The organism is Streptomyces sp. NPDC012474, from assembly GCF_042955185.1.
In the GTDB taxonomy this organism is placed as follows: Bacteria; Actinomycetota; Actinomycetes; order Streptomycetales; family Streptomycetaceae; genus Streptomyces; species Streptomyces cahuitamycinicus.
In genome coordinates, this window is record NZ_JBIBEP010000001.1 from 853,817 (window position 1) to 869,138 (window position 15,322).

The 15,322-nt window shown below is 72.8% G+C and carries 14 protein-coding genes; 8 read left to right on the plus strand and 6 right to left on the minus strand.

Annotated elements, in window-relative coordinates:
- Positions 1 to 88: 88 nt before the first annotated feature.
- The 4 genes from ACFY9S_RS03825 to ACFY9S_RS03840 all read right to left on the minus strand — a co-directional run bounded on the left by ACFY9S_RS03825 (position 89) and on the right by ACFY9S_RS03840 (position 4,373).
- The gene (locus tag ACFY9S_RS03825; protein ID WP_391122402.1) at positions 89 to 1,042 is read right to left on the minus strand and encodes an N-acetylmuramoyl-L-alanine amidase; all 954 of its coding nucleotides are present in this window, start codon (positions 1,040 to 1,042) and stop codon (positions 89 to 91) included.
- A gap of 63 nt (positions 1,043 to 1,105) precedes the next feature.
- Complete coding sequence (locus tag ACFY9S_RS03830; protein ID WP_391122404.1) at positions 1,106 to 1,393, minus strand: hypothetical protein; 288 nt, start codon at positions 1,391 to 1,393, stop codon at positions 1,106 to 1,108.
- A gap of 484 nt (positions 1,394 to 1,877) precedes the next feature.
- Complete coding sequence (locus ACFY9S_RS03835) at positions 1,878 to 2,528, minus strand: class I SAM-dependent methyltransferase (protein ID WP_391122407.1); 651 nt, start codon at positions 2,526 to 2,528, stop codon at positions 1,878 to 1,880.
- A 105-nt stretch (positions 2,529 to 2,633) separates the two neighbouring features.
- The gene (locus tag ACFY9S_RS03840) at positions 2,634 to 4,373 is read right to left on the minus strand and encodes an MFS transporter (protein WP_391122410.1); all 1,740 of its coding nucleotides are present in this window, start codon (positions 4,371 to 4,373) and stop codon (positions 2,634 to 2,636) included.
- 267 nt (positions 4,374 to 4,640) lie between these two features.
- On the opposite strand from ACFY9S_RS03840, the gene ACFY9S_RS03845 reads away from it, so the two are divergent.
- From ACFY9S_RS03845 to ACFY9S_RS03870, 6 genes are all read left to right on the plus strand, one after another.
- Positions 4,641 to 6,077, plus strand: a complete 1,437-nt coding sequence (locus ACFY9S_RS03845) for a cytochrome P450 (protein WP_391122413.1) — start codon at positions 4,641 to 4,643, stop codon at positions 6,075 to 6,077.
- 4 nt (positions 6,078 to 6,081) lie between these two features.
- On the plus strand, positions 6,082 to 7,590 hold the full coding sequence (locus tag ACFY9S_RS03850) for a DHA2 family efflux MFS transporter permease subunit (RefSeq protein WP_391122416.1): 1,509 nt from the start codon (positions 6,082 to 6,084) through the stop codon (positions 7,588 to 7,590).
- 378 nt (positions 7,591 to 7,968) lie between these two features.
- A complete protein-coding gene (locus ACFY9S_RS03855) occupies positions 7,969 to 8,709 on the plus strand; it encodes a methyltransferase domain-containing protein (protein ID WP_391122419.1) in 741 nt (246 codons plus the stop codon).
- Positions 8,710 to 8,920: 211 nt separating this feature from the next.
- Positions 8,921 to 9,778 carry a MaoC/PaaZ C-terminal domain-containing protein gene (locus ACFY9S_RS03860; RefSeq protein ID WP_391122422.1) on the plus strand — a complete coding sequence of 286 codons (858 nt, stop codon included), beginning with the start codon at positions 8,921 to 8,923 and terminating at the stop codon, positions 9,776 to 9,778.
- A gap of 32 nt (positions 9,779 to 9,810) precedes the next feature.
- Positions 9,811 to 10,887 carry an alcohol dehydrogenase catalytic domain-containing protein gene (locus tag ACFY9S_RS03865; protein WP_391122425.1) on the plus strand — a complete coding sequence of 359 codons (1,077 nt, stop codon included), beginning with the start codon at positions 9,811 to 9,813 and terminating at the stop codon, positions 10,885 to 10,887.
- Between the two features lie 10 nt (positions 10,888 to 10,897).
- On the plus strand, positions 10,898 to 11,842 hold the full coding sequence (locus tag ACFY9S_RS03870; protein ID WP_391122428.1) for a 3-oxoacyl-ACP reductase: 945 nt from the start codon (positions 10,898 to 10,900) through the stop codon (positions 11,840 to 11,842).
- A 78-nt stretch (positions 11,843 to 11,920) separates the two neighbouring features.
- Here ACFY9S_RS03870 and ACFY9S_RS03875 read toward each other — a convergent pair whose 3' ends face one another.
- The gene (locus ACFY9S_RS03875; RefSeq protein ID WP_391122431.1) at positions 11,921 to 12,130 is read right to left on the minus strand and encodes a hypothetical protein; all 210 of its coding nucleotides are present in this window, start codon (positions 12,128 to 12,130) and stop codon (positions 11,921 to 11,923) included.
- 96 nt (positions 12,131 to 12,226) lie between these two features.
- The gene (locus ACFY9S_RS03880) at positions 12,227 to 13,519 is read right to left on the minus strand and encodes a hypothetical protein (RefSeq protein WP_391122434.1); all 1,293 of its coding nucleotides are present in this window, start codon (positions 13,517 to 13,519) and stop codon (positions 12,227 to 12,229) included.
- 199 nt (positions 13,520 to 13,718) lie between these two features.
- Here ACFY9S_RS03880 and ACFY9S_RS03885 point away from each other — a divergent pair, with 199 nt between their 5' ends.
- On the plus strand, positions 13,719 to 14,573 hold the full coding sequence (locus ACFY9S_RS03885; protein ID WP_102912881.1) for a Nif3-like dinuclear metal center hexameric protein: 855 nt from the start codon (positions 13,719 to 13,721) through the stop codon (positions 14,571 to 14,573).
- Positions 14,570 to 15,313, plus strand: coding sequence for a C4-type zinc ribbon domain-containing protein (locus tag ACFY9S_RS03890; RefSeq protein WP_391122963.1), 744 nt, complete (start codon positions 14,570 to 14,572; stop codon positions 15,311 to 15,313). Before ACFY9S_RS03885 ends, ACFY9S_RS03890 begins: the two co-directional genes overlap by 4 nt.
- The last annotated feature ends 9 nt before the right edge of the window (positions 15,314 to 15,322 follow it).

Here is a 15,322-nt window from a genome sequence, read left to right on the forward strand (position 1 = left end):
GGTGTGAAGCGCGGGGGTGGCCCCTCATCGTAGGAGGACCCTATCGTCCGCCCGGTCGGGGTGTCCGCCGGGATCTGCCGGTCCGGGACTACCCGCGCAGAAAACTCACGATTCCCTCGGAGATCCCTCGCGCCGCCTTCTGTCGCCACGCGCCGCTGGTGAGCAGCGCCGCGTCCTTGCTATCGCGCATGTTGCCGCACTCGATGAACACCTTGGGAACCGTTGACAGATTGAGACCGCCCAGGTCCTTACGCGTGACGAGACCGCCGCCGTCGCCGACGTAGTTGGACGGCGCGGTGCCCGTGACCGCTACGAAGCGGCCGGCGACGCTCTCGCCGAGATCGCGCGAAGGGGCGACGATCGCCCGGGTGTCCGCGGCGCCCGCCCTGACCGCACCGGGCAGGATCACGTGGAAGCCGCGGTTGCCGGCGCCCGAGCCGTCCGCGTGGATCGATACGACGGCGTCGGCCTTCGCCTGGTTGCCGATCCGGGCCCGCTCGTCAACGCACGGCCCGTACGGCCGGTCGCCGTCCTGCGTCAGCTTCACCGTGGCGCCCTGCTCCTGAAGGAGCGTGCGCATCCGGTGCGCCACGTCCAGCGTGAACTTCGCCTCGGTGTAACCGTCGTTGGTGGACGTGCCCGTGGTGTCGCATTCCTTCCGGTTCGTCCCGATGTCCACCTGGCGGTTGATCTCGGACGCGTGCCGGAAGTTGCCCGGGTTGTGCCCCGGGTCGATGACGACGACCTTGCCCTTGAGCGGGCCGGAGGCGGCGGGCGCGGACGCCGGGGGAGTGTCCGTGGGCTCCGGGGAGGCGCTCGACTCCTTGGCGTCGTCGGAGGGCGCGGCGCTCGACGCGGCGGGCGGGGAGGATCGTACGGCCGCCCGCCCCGAATCCCCGTCGTCCCCCGGGCCGCCCACCGTCTCGTACACCAGCCAGCCGAGCAGCGCCCCCGGCACCAGCGCGGCGAGCGCGACGGTCAGGGGGCCGCGGCGGGGGCGGCGGTTCTGGGGAGGTTCGAAGTCCGGGCCTGCGTACGACACGCCCGCCACCCTAGCGGCCGTCAGCGGGTGCGACGGGCCGAGGACGGCCCGATCGGACGGCGGCTACGTCCCGTTCCCGCCGCCTTCCCCGTGCCGTACCGCCTCCTTCACCCGCGCCTCCACCTCCTGGCGCGGGGTGCCCTCCTGCTTCGCGTACCCGGTCACCGCCGCCTGGACGTCCCGGGCGAGATCCCGCCAGGCACGCCAGGCCGTCTCCCAGGTGGTGGTCTGCTGGTCGCTCCACTTGGTCTGGGTCGGCGGCCCGTACGCGTCCTGCAGATGACGCACGCGGGCGTACGCCTCGTCCGCCGCGCGCTGCTTCTCCACGAGCTCTGCGAAGGTGTGTGCCACGCGCCCGGATCCTTGGGCAGCAGCGGTCGCCCGCCGCCGCGCCACGCCGCCCGTGGGCCGACCGGGAGGGGTGCGGAGGGCGCAGTTCACCCGCCCAGCCGTTTCCCCGGATGCTCGGGCCGGTGCGGGGCGGGATTGGCTCGCTCAGCCGTTTCCTCGGATGCCCGGCTGTGTCGCGTGCCGTTTCCTCGGATGCCCGAGCCGGTGCGGCGCGGGATCCGTACGCTCAGCCGTTCTCTCGGATGCCCGGCTGTGTCGCGTGCCGTTTCCTCGGATGCCCGGGCCGGTGCGGCGCGGGATCCGTACGCTCAGCCGTTCTCTCGGATGCCCGGCTGTGTCGCGTGCCGATCCCTCGGATGCCCGGGCCGGTGCGGCGCGGGATCCGTACGCTCAGCCGTTCTCTCGGATGCCCGGCTGTGTCGCGTGCCGTTCCCTCGGATGCCCGGGCCGGTGCGAGGCGGGATCCGTACGCTCAGCCGTTCTCTCAGATGCCCGGGCCGGTGCGGCGCAGGACCCGCAGCGAGTCCGTCGCCGAGACCTCCGTGAAGGCGCCGGACGCCAGCGCCCGGAGGTAGACGCGGTACGGGGCCTGGCCGGTGAACTCGTCCCGCGGGTCGGGGAAGACGTCGTGGATGAGCAGCAGGCCGCCCTCGGCGACGTGCGGGGCCCAGCCCTCGTAGTCGGCGGTGGCGTGCTCGTCGGTGTGGCCGCCGTCGATGAAGACGAACCCCAGCGGCGTACGCCAGAACGCGGCGATGCGCGGGGAACGCCCGACCAGCGCCACCACGTGCTCCTCCAGGCCCGCCCCGTGGAGCGTGCGGCGGAACGTGGGCAGCGTGTCCATCAGCCCGATCTCCGGGTCGACGGTCTCCGGGTCGTGGTACTCCCATCCAGGCTGCTGCTCCTCGCTGCCGCGGTGGTGGTCGACGGTGAGCGCGCTGATCCCGGCCTCGCGGGCGGCGTCGGCGAGCAGGATCGTGGACCGGCCGCAGTACGTGCCGACCTCCAGCAGCGGCAGCCCGAGCCGCCCGGCCTCCACGGCCGCCGCGTACAACGCCAGGCCCTCACCGACGGGCATGAAGCCCTTCGCCGCCTCGAACGCGGCCAGGATCTCGGGCTTCGGGGCCGCGGGCATGGGGGCTCCCCTCTCGGTCGTACGACGGTCAGGGCGCCCATCGTGCCGCACCCCCTGCCGCAGGGCGACAGGGGGTACCGGTGAGTAGCAGGGGTGGGGGGCGAGTCAGGCGGAGACCGTCTCGCCCGGCAGCGGCAGGTCCAGGTCGACCGGACGCTCGTCGCCCGCGTGGGTCGCGGACGAGGCGAGCGGACCGTGCCCCGTGGCACGTGCGGCCACGACGTAGGCGCCCTGCGCGGGGACGGCGAGCGCGTAGCTGCCGTCCTCGGCGGAGAGCGTCGCGCCCGCCTGGCGGCCGCGGCGGTCGATCAGCGTGACCTTGGCGCGGGCGACCGGAACACCGTCGGCGGCCAGTACCCGGCCGCGGAAGCCGCGCAGGACCCGCTCGGCGCGCTCCAGCGCCGCGTCCTCCTCGCTGCTCGCGCGCAACCGCGGCTTGTCCGACGGCCGTCCGCCCGGCAGGAACAGCGCCAGGAGCAGGCCCACGGCCACCGCGCCCGTAGCGATCAGGAAGGAGACCCGGAAGCCGTGCATGGTCGGGATCTCGACGCCGCCGACGTTGTCCGCGGTGTTCGCCAGCACCATGCCGACCACGGCGCTCGACACCGACGTGCCGATGGAACGCATCAGCGTGTTGAGGCCGTTCGCCGCGCCCGTCTCCGACGCCGGGACCGCGCCGACGATCAGGGCGGGCAGCGAGGAGTAGGCAAGGCCGATGCCCGCGCCCAGCAGGACCGAGATGACCAGGCTCTGCCAGGCGGCGCTCATCAGCCCGAGGCCGGCGCCGTAGCCGATCGCGATGATCAGCAGGCCGAGGATCAGGGTGACCTTGGGGCCGTACTTCGCGGACAGCCGGGCGTAGACGGGCGCCGTGAACATCATCGTCAGGCCCAGCGGCGCGACGAGCAGACCCGCGACGACCATCGACTGGCCGAGGCCGTAGCCGGTGGACTTCGGCAGTTGGAGCAGCTGGGGCAGGACCAGGGAGACGACGTAGAAGGAGACGCCGACCATGATCGAGGCGAGGTTGGTGAAGAGGACGGCCGGGCGGGCCGTGGTGCGCAGGTCGACCAGCGGGGCCTTCAGGCGCAGCTCCATCACGCCCCACAGCACGAGCACGACCGCCGAGGCGGCGAACAGGCCGAGGGTGGTGCCGGAGGCCCAGCCCCAGTCGCTGCCCTTGGTGATCGGCAGCAGGAACAGGACGAGCCCGGCGGACAGGCCGATCGCACCCGGCAGGTCGAAGGAGCCCTGGGCGCGCATCGGGGACTCGGGCACGACGAGCAGGGTGAGGGCGATGGCGAGGACGCCGAGGCCGGCGGCGCCGTAGAACAGGGCGTGCCAGTCGCTGTGCTGGGCGACCAGAGCGGCGGCGGGCAGGGCGAGGCCGCCGCCGACGCCTATGGAGGAACTCATCAGCGCCATCGCCGAGCCGAGCTTCTCCCGGGGCAGCGTGTCGCGCATCAGGCCGATGCCGAGCGGGATCGCGCCCATCGCGAAGCCCTGCAGCGCACGGCCGGTGATCATGATCAGCAGATCGCTGGTGAGCGCGCTGACCAGGGCGCCGACGACCATCACCGCCAGGCTGAGGATCAGCATGCGGCGCTTGCCGTAGAGGTCGCCGAGGCGGCCCATGATGGGGGTGGCCACCGCTCCCGACAGGAGGGTCGAGGTGAGGACCCAGGTGGCGTCGCTGGGTGCGGTGTCCAGCAGTTGCGGCAGATCCTTGATCACCGGAACGAGCAGGGTCTGCATCACCGCGACAACGATGCCCGCGAAGGCGAGCACCGGGACCACGGCCCCGCTCGCTCTGCCGGCGGGGCGGTCTGTCGTCGTCTGCGTCATCGAGGAGGGCCTCCGGGCCGGGGAGCGTCGGGTTACGTGGAGTCTGAACCTCGTATGTCCAGGCAACTATTCCGTTGCTTCGGCACCCTAACGAAAACTTGACCTTCTCTTGGTGTTGCCGGGAGGTTGCGTGGCGGGCCCGGGTCCCGAGGCCTGTGTCCCCGGCCGGCGTCGGGCGTGGCGCAGGACACCTTCGCGGCGGGATTGCGCCGGCGAAAGTCCAGGGAAGTCATAGGGGCGTCCACGACTGCCCTGAAGGGATGACCCGTGACGTCCACTGCGCCTCCCCCCATACCCCGGGCCGCAGGATCGTTTCCGTTCATCGGCCACGCTCTGAAGATGCGCGACAACCTCGGCTTCATCGACTCGCTGCGCGAGACGCGGGAACCACTGGTCGAGATCATCCTGCAACCGGGGACGCGCACCGTCGTGGTCCAGGACCCGGCCCTGATCCACCAGATGCTCAAGGCGCTGGGCCCCACCCTCGACAAGGGCCGGCTCTACGACAAGCTGGGCCAGCTGCTGGGCGACAGTGTCGTCACCGCCATCGGCCGCAACCACGTACGCAAACGCCGCCAGTTGCAACCGGCGTTCGCCCACACCGAGATCAGCCGGTACGTCGACATCATGCGCGCCGAGGTGACGGCCACGGTCGCCGGCTGGGAGCCCGGGCGAAGCCTCGACGTACGCGAGGCGATGGTCGGGCTCAGTCTCGACATGCTGGCCAAGACGGTGTTCGCCGGCAGCCTCGACGACGCCGTCTTCCGCCGGCTGCGCAGCGACCTGTCGGTGGTGCTGAACGACGTCGGTGTGCGCATCATGCTGCCCGACTGGGCCGAGCGCCTGCCGCTGCCCTTCAACCGCCGCTTCGACCGGGCCCAGGCCGGAGTACGCGCCACCGTCAACGCCGCCGTCGAGGAACTGCAGGCCTCCGGGCACGACACCGGGGACATGCTCTCCATGCTGTTGCGCGCCGTCGACGAGGAGACCGGTGAGCCGCTGACCGGGCACCAGATCTGCTCCGAGATCCTCACCCTGGCCGTGGCGGGCACCGAGACCACCGCGTCGGTCATGTCCTGGGCGCTGTACGAACTCGCCCGCCACCCGGGCATCGAGGCCCGGGTCCTGGCCGAGCTGGACGAAGTCCTCGGCGAACGGTCGGTCACCTTCGACCACGTGACCCGGCTGCCGTACCTGAACCGGGTGATCACCGAGACCCTGCGGCTGCACCACCCCGGCTGGCTGGTCACCCGCCGCTGTACCCAGGAGACCCGGCTCGGCGAGTGGACGCTGCCCGCCGGCACCGAGCTGGCCTACTGCCAGCACGCCCTGCACCGCGATCCCGAGCGCTTCCCCGACCCGCTCGCCTTCGACCCGGACCGGTGGACGGACCCCGCGCAGAAGGAGCCTCCGCCGGGCGCGTTCCTGCCCTTCGGGGACGGCAAGCACAAGTGCATGGGGGACCGTCTCGCCCTCACCGAGATGGTCACGGCGCTCGCGACGATGCTGCGTTCGGTACGGCTGGAACTCGCCGAGGGCCAGGTCATCCGCCAGGTCGCCCGGCTCACCGTACGGCCGCGCAGCCTGCGGATGACCGTCCACCCCCGGAACCGCCCCCAGCCGGGCCGGCCTCTGGAAGGTCCCGGGGCCGAGGGACCGGACCGGCCAGGTGAAATCCCGATGCAAGGGGCGCAAGGCGGTTGAGAGCATGACACCCATGCCTGAATCCGCCGACACCGCCACCGCCAGCCCATCCAGCCCGTCCCGCCGGTCCCGCCGGTCCCGCCCCTTCCGCATGCCCCGGCCGTCCCGGCTGTGTCCGGGCGGGGCGCCGCCGATGTGGCTCGTCGTGGCGCTCACGTGTGCCGGGCAGTTCCTCGTCGTGCTGGACGTCTCGGTCGTCAACGTGGCCCTGCCGTCCATGCGGACCGGACTCGGGCTCAGCGAGCAGGGCCTGCAGTGGGTCGTGAACGCCTACGCCATCGCCTTCGCCGGGTTCATGCTGCTCGGCGGCCGGGCCGGGGACCTCTACGGCCGCAAGCGCATGTTCCTCGTGGGGCTCGGCCTGTTCACCCTGGCCTCGGCGGCCGGCGGTTTGGCGCAGGACGACTGGCAGCTGTTGGTGGCGAGGGGCGTGCAGGGCCTCGGCGCGGCCGTGCTGGCGCCCTCGACGCTGACGATCCTCACCGCGTCGGTCCCTGAGGGAGCGGCCCGGGCCCGGGCCATCGGAACGTGGACGGCGGTCGGGGCCGGCGGCGGCGCCGCGGGCGGCCTGGTCGGCGGGCTGCTGGTGGAGACGCTGTCGTGGCGGTGGGTACTGCTGATCAACGTGCCCGTCGGGGCCGTGGTGCTGGGCGCGGCCGCCTGGTTCCTCGTCGAGGGCCGGGCCGGTGACGGGCGTCGGCTCGACCTGCCCGGCGCGCTGCTCGTCACGGCCGGGCTCGGCACGCTGGCCTACGGCATCTCCCAGACGGAGGCGGCGGGCTGGACGGCACCGGCCACCCTGCTGCCGCTGCTCGCCGGTCCGGCCCTGCTCGGGGCGTTCCTCGCGGTCGAGGCCCGCACGGCGAGTCCGCTCATGCCGCTCGGCCTCCTGCGCATCCGCTCGGTCTCCTCCGCGAACGTCTCGATGTTCCTGTGCGGTTCGGCGATGTTCTGCATGTGGTTCTTCATGACCCTGTACGCGCAGAACGTCCTCGGCTACACCCCGTTGGAGGCCGGCCTGGCCCTGGTGCCGAGTTCCCTGGCCGTCATCCTCGGCTCCAAGCTCGCGCCCCGGCTGATGCGGCCGATCGGCCCGCGCAACGTCGCCGTGCTCGGAACCGTGGTCGCCGTGGCCGGCTTCGCCTGGCAGTCCACGATGACGTCCGACGGCTCCTACGCCACGGCGATCCTCGTCCCCGGCGTCCTCATGATGCTCGGCGCGGGCCTGGCCGCGACCCCTCTGGCCTCCCTGGCCACGTCCGGCGCCGCCCCCCAGGAGGCGGGCCTGGTCTCCGGCCTCGTCAACACGTCCCGCACGATGGGCGGTTCCCTGGGCCTGGCGGTCATGTCCACCCTGGCGGCGGCCGAGTCGGCGGGCAGCGCGACTCCCCAGGCCCTGACGGAGGGCTACGCGCTCGCGTTCCGGGTGGGGGCCGGGGTGCTGGCGGCCGGGGTGGCACTGATGTGGTTGTGGCTGCCGCGGACCGCGGGGGAGCGGGAGGCTGCCGCCTGAATCGGTGCGCCTCATGAATCGGTGCGCCGCCTGAATCGGTGCGCCGCCTGAAGACGGTGGCGCGCTTGAAAGCAGTACGCCGCCTGCGCAACAGTGCGCCGCTTGGCGGCAGTACGCCGCTTGACCGCAGTACGCCGCCTGAAATGAGTGCGCCGTCTGAAATCAGCGCGACCGGCGCGGCCCGGAATCGGGGCGTGACGACCCGCCACGGGTGCGCCGCCGCTGTTTCGGCCCGGGGGCGGGGTGACCCGTCGCCGGGGCCCCTCCCCGCCCGGCGGCGGCCCGGACGCGGCCTCTCGCCGATGTCGGGTAACCCGCCCTGACCTGGCCTTTCAGCGCCTTCGCGCCTACCGTCAACGGATGCGGAAGGGAGACCGGATGGACCGGAACATACGCACCGTCGACGACGTGCTCGCCCTGCTCGACGACCTGTTCGCACCCGAGGCCGATCGGTGGACCGGGCGCGGTGCCGCCTGGTGGGACGACTTCTACACCGACCGTTCCCGGCCGGTGCCGTTCTTCGCGGCCCGACCGGACGAAAGCCTGGTTGCCGCCGTGGAGCGGGGGTCGCTCAGCGGCGGACGGGCGCTCGATCTGGGGTGCGGGCCGGGGCGCAACGCGCTGTACCTGGCGGCCCGCGGCTTCGACGTCGACGCGGTCGACCTGTCCTCGACGGCCGTCGACTGGGCCAGGGAACGGGCCCGCGAGACGGGAGCCGAGAACGTGCGGTTCCACCTTGGGGACGCGTTCGCGCTCGCCGGCAGGGACCTCACCGGCCCGTACGACCTCGTCTACGACTCCGGCTGCTTCCACCATCTGCCGCCGCACCGCAGGGTCAGCTATCTCGCCCTCCTGGAGCAACTCCTGGCACCCGGCGGGCTCTTCGGCCTCACGTGCTTCGCCGCCGGGCCCGGCGGGATGGGGTCGGAACTGTCCGACACCGACTTCTACCGGGAGGGGGCCGGGCTGCACGGCGGCCTCGCGTACACGCCCGAGGCGTTGCGGGAGATCTTCTCCGGCCTGACCGAACTCGAACTGCGGCGGATGCGCGACGAGCCGGAGGAGTCCGAGCGCTTCGGGAAGTCCTTCCTCTGGACGGCGTTGTTCCGGCGGGCGTAACGCGCGGAGCCAGTCCTGACGAGGGCGTCGAGGCCACGCCGATCTGACACGGCGTCAGGAGCCTTCACAAGTGCCGGGGCCTCGGCTATACAGAGGGCGCGGGACTGGAACGCGTTTCAGTTCGCGTCCCGGCCCGGCCCCAGACGGCCTCGGTGCGGCCGGCGGTGCGGACGGCCGTACCGAGGTCATTCCTCCGGCGATCAGGAGCCCCATGCCCATCGACGCAGCCAAGGCGCTCGCCGCCGGACCCCGGACCGCCGAGCTCTCCTGGGACCACAAGGACGTGCAGCTCTACCACCTCGGCATCGGCGCGGGCAGCCCCGCCACCGACCCCGACGAACTGCGCTACACCCTGGAGTCCCGGCTGCACGTCCTGCCGAGCTTCGCCACCGTCGCGGGCGCCGGAAAACCCGGGGTGACCGGTGGTCTCTCCATGCCCGGCATCGAGGTCGAGCTGGCCCGTGTCCTGCACGGCGGCCAGAGCCTCCTCGTCCACCGCTCCATCCCGGCGACCGGCACCGCCACCGCCACCCACCGGATCGCCGCCGTGTACGACAAGGGCACGGCGGCCGTCCTCGTGCTGCGCACCGAAGTCGCCGACGCCGAGGGCCCGTTGTGGACCAACGACGCCCAGATCTTCATCCGCGGCGAGGGCGGCTGGGGCGGCGACCGCGGCCCCTCCGCCCGCCTCGAACCCCCCACCGGCCAACCCGACCGGACCGTGGAGCGGCCGGTCCGAGACGACCAGGCCCTGCTCTACCGCCTCTCCGGCGACTGGAACCCCCTGCACGCCGACCCGGAGTTCGCCAAGGTCGCCGGATTCGAACGGCCCATCCTGCACGGCCTGTGCACCTACGGCATCACGCTCAAGGCCGTCGTCGACACGCTGCTCGGCGGGGACGTGACCCGGGTGCGGTCCTACGCCACCCGGTTCGCCGGGGTCGTCTACCCGGGGGAGACACTGCGGATCCGCATGTGGCACACACCCGGATCCACCCGGGTCGCCGTCAGCGCGGCCGAGAGAGCCGACGCGCCCGTCCTCGCCGACACCGTCGTCGAACACACCTGAGACCAGACCGCCGTACGAGGGGAGCCCGCACCATGCGCGCAGCCGTACTGCACGAGATCGGCCAGGACAAGCTGGAGGTCTTCGACGACGTCGAGGCGGTGGGGTTCGGGCCCGGCAAGGTGAGGATCCGGGTGCGCGCCACGGGGCTGTGCCACTCGGACCTGTCCGCGATGAGCGGGGTGCTCCCGCAGCCCGCGCCGTTCGTCCCCGGGCACGAGGGGGCGGGGGAGATCCTCGAAGTCGGCGAGGGCGTGAGCCATCTGCGGGCCGGTGACCGGGTCGTCGTGTGCTGGCTGCCCTCCTGCGGTTCCTGCCCCGCCTGCAAGCGCGGCCAGACCGAGCTGTGCCTGGCCGGGTTCATGAACGCGGGCACCCCCAACTTCAAGCGCCCCGGCGGGGACGTCTTCGGCTTCGCCGGCACCGGCACCTTCACCGAGGAGGTCGTCGTCGACGCCGGCTGCGCGGTGCCGATACCCGACGACGTGCCCTTCGACATCGCCGCCCTCATCGGCTGCGGGGTGACGACAGGACTCGGCGCCGCGCTCAACACGGCGGGCCTTCAGGCCGGTTCGTCGGTGGCCGTCATCGGCTGCGGGGGCGTCGGCATCTCCGTGATCCAGGGCGCCCGGCTCCAGGGCGCCGCGGAGATCGTCGCCGTGGATCCGGTCGTCTCCCGGCGTGAGGCGGCCGTCCGCTTCGGCGCCACCCGGGCCGTCGCGCCCGACGAACTCGCCGACGCCAAAAAGCAGATCACCGCGGGCGAGGGCTTCGACTACGTCTTCGAGGTCGTCGGCAAGTCCGCCACGGCACGCACCGCGTACGACAACACCCGGCGCGGCGGCACCCTCGTCGTGGTCGGCGCGGGCGCCATGGACGACTTCCTCCAGCTCAACATGTTCGAGCTCTTCTTCGACGAGAAGCGGATCCTGCCCTCCATGTACGGCGGCGGTGACGTGCTGCGCTCCTACGAACGCACCATCGCCCTGTGGCGCGCGGGCCGGATCGACCTGGCCGGCCTGATCACCCACCGGGTCCCCTTCGCCGGCATCAACGAGGCCCTCGACCAGATGCGGACCGGGACCGCCCTGCGTACGTGCATCGAGATGTGAGGAGTGACCCATGCCGCCGCTGCCGCTCCAGGGACTGTCCGCGATCGTCACCGGCGGGGGCCGCGGGCTCGGCCGGGCCGAGGCGCTGGAACTCGCCCGGCTCGGTGCAGCCGTGGTCGTCAACGACTACGGGCAGCCCGGCCGCGACGGGAGGGGCGAGTCCTCCGCGGGACCCGCCGAGGAGGTCGCCGCCGAGATCCGTGCGGCGGGCGGCACCGCCCTCGCGCACACCGGCGACGTCTCCGACTTCGACCAGGCGCGCACGCTCGTCGAGTCGGCCGTCGCCGCGTTCGGCACGCTCGACATCCTCGTGAACAACGCGGGCATCCTGCGCGACCGCATGGTCTTCTCGATGACCGAGGACGAGTGGGACTCCGTCCTCCGCGTGCATCTCAAAGGTCACTTCAACACCACCCGGTTCGCCGCCGCGCACTGGCGGGAGCGCTCCAAGCGGGCCGGGGAGCCGGTGTTCGGACGGATCGTGAACACCTCCTCGGAGGCGTTCCTCGCCGGTTCCGCCGGGCAGCCCAACTACGCGGCGGCCAAGGGCGGCATCGTCGGCCTCACCACCTCCACCGCCCTCGCCCTCGGCAAGTACGGCGTCACGGCCAACGCCATCTGCCCCCGCGCCCGCACCCGTATGACCGAGGACGTCTTCGCGGGCGTCGAGCAGCCCTCCGGCACGGGCCTCGACCCGCTCGCCCCCGAGCATGTCGCCCCGCTGGTCGGGTATCTGGCCTCGCCCGCCGCCGCCCACGTCAACGGGCAGCTCCTCGTGGTGCACGGCGGGATGGTCGCCGTCGTCGAACGGCCGCGGGTCGCCGCCAGGTTCGACAGCAAGCAGGACACCTTCACGTACGACGAACTGGAATCCGTCCTCGGGCCGTACTACGCGGACCGGCCCGCGGGGGAGACGTTCGCGGCGGCGGAGGTGCTGGGGCTGAGACGCGGGTGAGTTACGGTCGGTGACATGGAACGGCCCTCCCCGCTTGTGGCGGGAAGGGCCGTTCGCCGTCTGGTGACCGGCGTGCCGTCAGGCCGCGGTCACGGCCTGCTCGGTCTCCGCCACCGGCTTGCGGTGGCGCCCGCGCGGAGCCCTCTCGCCGTCCTGCGTGGAGACCTCACCACGGTGCCGGCCGGGGCCGGAGGAGGAGGTCTGCGGGACGGTGGAGGTCCCCCCTGGACGGAACTCGTCGGAGTCCTTGGGGGCAGTACGCGGCTGGGTCGTGCTGGCGTCGTTCATCGGTGGAATTCACCCCGTCAACATGATCTTTTTTACAGCCGGGTGAGTCTAACCGGCACCCCTGACCTCGGATCCAGGCGGCCACGCCAACCGGCACTAGTTCGTTACAAGGCGTCCCAACGGCGCCTCCTGAAGGGGCACAGGGCGGGGCGCCGAAGGGGTGGGAGGCGGGGCGGACTGCGCAGGTGAGGCTGGTGGTTCGTGCTCCGCGGGGTGTTCGGGGTGTCCACGGTGCTCGGGGTGCTCGGGGTGCTGCTCGGGGTGCACGGGCTGTCCGGAGTGCTGGGGGTGCTGGGGCTGCTCGGGGTCCCCGGGGGGTTCCGGAACCGGGGGCGCCGGGTCCGGCTCCGGCGGTACCGCCCCGGGCGGACTCACCCGCGCCACACCGCACGGCACGGCCTCCGTCGCGTACGGCAGCCGCAGCACCCCCTCCGGCGTCCACAGGCCCGTGCCCGCCAGCCACCCCTCGGGCGCCCGGAGATGGTGCACCCGCCGCTCGGCGGGCCGCCAGACCCCGACCCAGCTGCCCCTCGGCCCGTCCACCCGCAGCGCCACCGCGCAGCTCTCCGGCGTCAGCACCTGCCCCGGCTGGATCGCGAACGGTGTCACGGAGCAGTCCCGCACCCGCAGGCACTCCGGGAAGCGCACCGGCAGCGTGCTGCCGAGGACACCCCAGCCCAGCCGGCCCCGTCCCGGCGAGGGCGCGTCCGAGCGGACGATCAGCAGCCCGCTGTCGTGGTCGGCGAGCAGCAGCCGGTCGTCGCTCTCGGCGGCGATCTGCAGCAGCGGCGACACCTCGCCGCCCTCCAGGTCCACCACGACGGTCTTGACACGGCCGCCGGTCTCCCGGTCCAGCGCCAGCAGCCGTGCCGTCCGGTCCAGCCAGACCCCGCCCGAGCAGCGGCCGGGCAGCTCGGCGAGCCGCTCGGGGCCGAAGGCGCCGCCCGCCACCAGCCACACCGACGTCGTGCGCGGCCCGACGGCGAGGGCGTAGGCCCGCTCGCCGCCCGGGGCGGGCGGCAGCAGCCGCAGCCGGGCGGTCTCGTCCCGGCACTCGACCGCGCCCAGGGGCAGCTCACCGGTGCCGGGCCCGGTCGGGTACAGCAGCGCGAAGGCGTGCCGCCCCGCCACCACCCGGTGGATGAGGACCCGGCCGTCGCCCATCGGCTGCACCTCCGTGCCGGGTTCCTCCGGCTGGTTGCGCGGCAGGGGCACCGCGTACGGCTCATGGCCGTCCAGGGTCCAGCGCTCCGGGAACCAGGAGCCGCCGGCCGACGCGAGACGCGCGCCGTAGGCGCCGTCCGCGGTGAGCGTGCAGCCTGGCGGCCGGGACCCGTCCTCGTCCGCGTCCTCGTGTCCCGCCGAAGGCTCGATCACACAGGCCGTCATCGTTCGGTCACCTCCAGTGACGAACGTAGGTTTCGCACGCACACGCGGGGAATTCCCCCGCGGCAGACTTCACACATAAGGGTGTTCCAGGAACGATTCGCCTGAGGAAAAGGTGGCGATTGTGCTGAGCGGGGCCAGGGGTGCCGGTAGCGGGCGGTGGCGGTACAACGCCACAGATCAGGCGGGTAGCCTTGCTCCCGTGCCCCGTCTGTCTGAAGTCATCGCCGCGCTGGAGAGCCTGTGGCCCGCCGAGCGGGCCGAGTCCTGGGACGCGGTCGGCACCGTCGCGGGCGACCCGGACCAGCAGGTCACGCGCGTCCTGTTCGCCGTCGACCCGGTCCAGGAGATCGTCGACGAGGCGGTGAAACTGGGCGCCGACCTGCTCGTCACCCACCACCCGCTCTACCTGCGCGGCACGACGACGGTCGCGGCGACGCACTTCAAGGGCCGTGTCGTCCACACCCTCATCAAGAACGACATCGCGCTGCACGTCGCCCACACCAACGCCGACACCGCCGACCCGGGTGTCTCCGACGCCCTCGCGGGTGCCCTGGACCTCAGGGTCACCGGGCCGCTCGTCCCGGACCCCACCGACCCCGAGGGCCGCCGGGGGCTGGGCCGCCTCTGCGCCCTCGACCACCCGATGACCGTCCGCGAGTTCGCCGCCCGCGCCGCCGAGCGGCTGCCCGCCACCGCGCAGGGCATCCGCGTCGCCGGCGACCCCGAGGCGCTCGTCCGCACGGTGGCCGTCAGCGGCGGCTCCGGCGACAGCCTCTTCGACCACGTGCGCGCGGCCGGCGTCGACGCCTTCCTCACCGCGGACCTGCGCCACCACCCCGTGTCGGAGGCCCGCGCGCACAGCCCCCTCGCGCTGCTCGACGCGGCGCACTGGGCCACCGAGTGGCCCTGGTGCGAGCTGGCCGCGAGCCAGCTCGACGAGATCTCCGACCGGCACGGATGGGACCTGCGCGTCCACGTCTCGAAGACGGTCACCGACCCCTGGACCGCGCACGCGGCCTCTGCCACTTCCGACCCCCTTGGAGCCCCGAACTGAACGCCGCGCCCGCCGACCAGATCCGACTCCTCGACGTCCAGGACCTCGACGTCCGCCTCCAGCAGCTCGCGCACAAGCGCAAGTCGCTGCCCGAGCACGCGGAGATCGAGTCGCTGACCAAGGACCACACCCAGCTGCGCGACCTGCTCGTGGCCGCGCAGACCGAGGAGAGCGACACCGCCCGCGAGCAGATCAAGGCCGAGCAGGACGTGGACCAGGTGCGTCAGCGCGCCGCCCGCGACCAGCAGCGCCTCGACTCGGGTGCCGTCACCTCCCCCAAGGACCTGGAGAACCTCCAGCGCGAGATCACCTCCCTCGCCAAGCGGCAGGGTGATCTGGAGGACGTCGTGCTGGAGGTCATGGAGCGCCGCGAATCCGCGCAGGAGCGGGTCGCCGAGCTGACCGAGCGCGTCACCTCCGTCCAGTCGAAGGTCGACGACGCGACCGCGCGCCGCGACGCCGCCTTCGAGCAGATCGACGGCGAGATCGCCACGGTCACCAAGGAGCGCGAGGTCATCGCCGGTTCGATCCCCGCCGACCTGCTGAAGCTCTACGACAAGCTGCGCGGGCAGCAGGGCGGCGTCGGCGCGGCGAAGCTGTACGCACGCAGCTGCCAGGGCTGCCGGCAGGAGCTCGCCATCACCGAGCTGGCCGAGATCCGCAAGGCCGCGCCCGACACGGTGATCCGCTGCGAGAACTGCCGCCGCATCCTGGTGCGTACGTCCGAGTCCGGTCTCTAGGCCTTCAGG

Bases quoted from the DNA above. Each gene is read 5' to 3' on its own strand.
- ACFY9S_RS03835 (WP_391122407.1), bottom strand. From the start codon at position 2,528: ATGCCCGCGGCCCCGAAGCCCGAGATCCTGGCCGCGTTCGAGGCGGCG.
- ACFY9S_RS03840 (WP_391122410.1), bottom strand. From the start codon at position 4,373: ATGACGCAGACGACGACAGACCGCCCCGCCGGCAGAGCGAGCGGGGCC.
- ACFY9S_RS03850 (WP_391122416.1), top strand. From the start codon at position 6,082: ATGACACCCATGCCTGAATCCGCCGACACCGCCACCGCCAGCCCATCC.
- ACFY9S_RS03855 (WP_391122419.1), top strand. From the start codon at position 7,969: ATGGACCGGAACATACGCACCGTCGACGACGTGCTCGCCCTGCTCGAC.
- ACFY9S_RS03860 (WP_391122422.1), top strand. From the start codon at position 8,921: ATGCCCATCGACGCAGCCAAGGCGCTCGCCGCCGGACCCCGGACCGCC.
- ACFY9S_RS03865 (WP_391122425.1), top strand. From the start codon at position 9,811: ATGCGCGCAGCCGTACTGCACGAGATCGGCCAGGACAAGCTGGAGGTC.
- ACFY9S_RS03870 (WP_391122428.1), top strand. From the start codon at position 10,898: ATGCCGCCGCTGCCGCTCCAGGGACTGTCCGCGATCGTCACCGGCGGG.
- ACFY9S_RS03875 (WP_391122431.1), bottom strand. From the start codon at position 12,130: ATGAACGACGCCAGCACGACCCAGCCGCGTACTGCCCCCAAGGACTCC.
- ACFY9S_RS03880 (WP_391122434.1), bottom strand. From the start codon at position 13,519: ATGACGGCCTGTGTGATCGAGCCTTCGGCGGGACACGAGGACGCGGAC.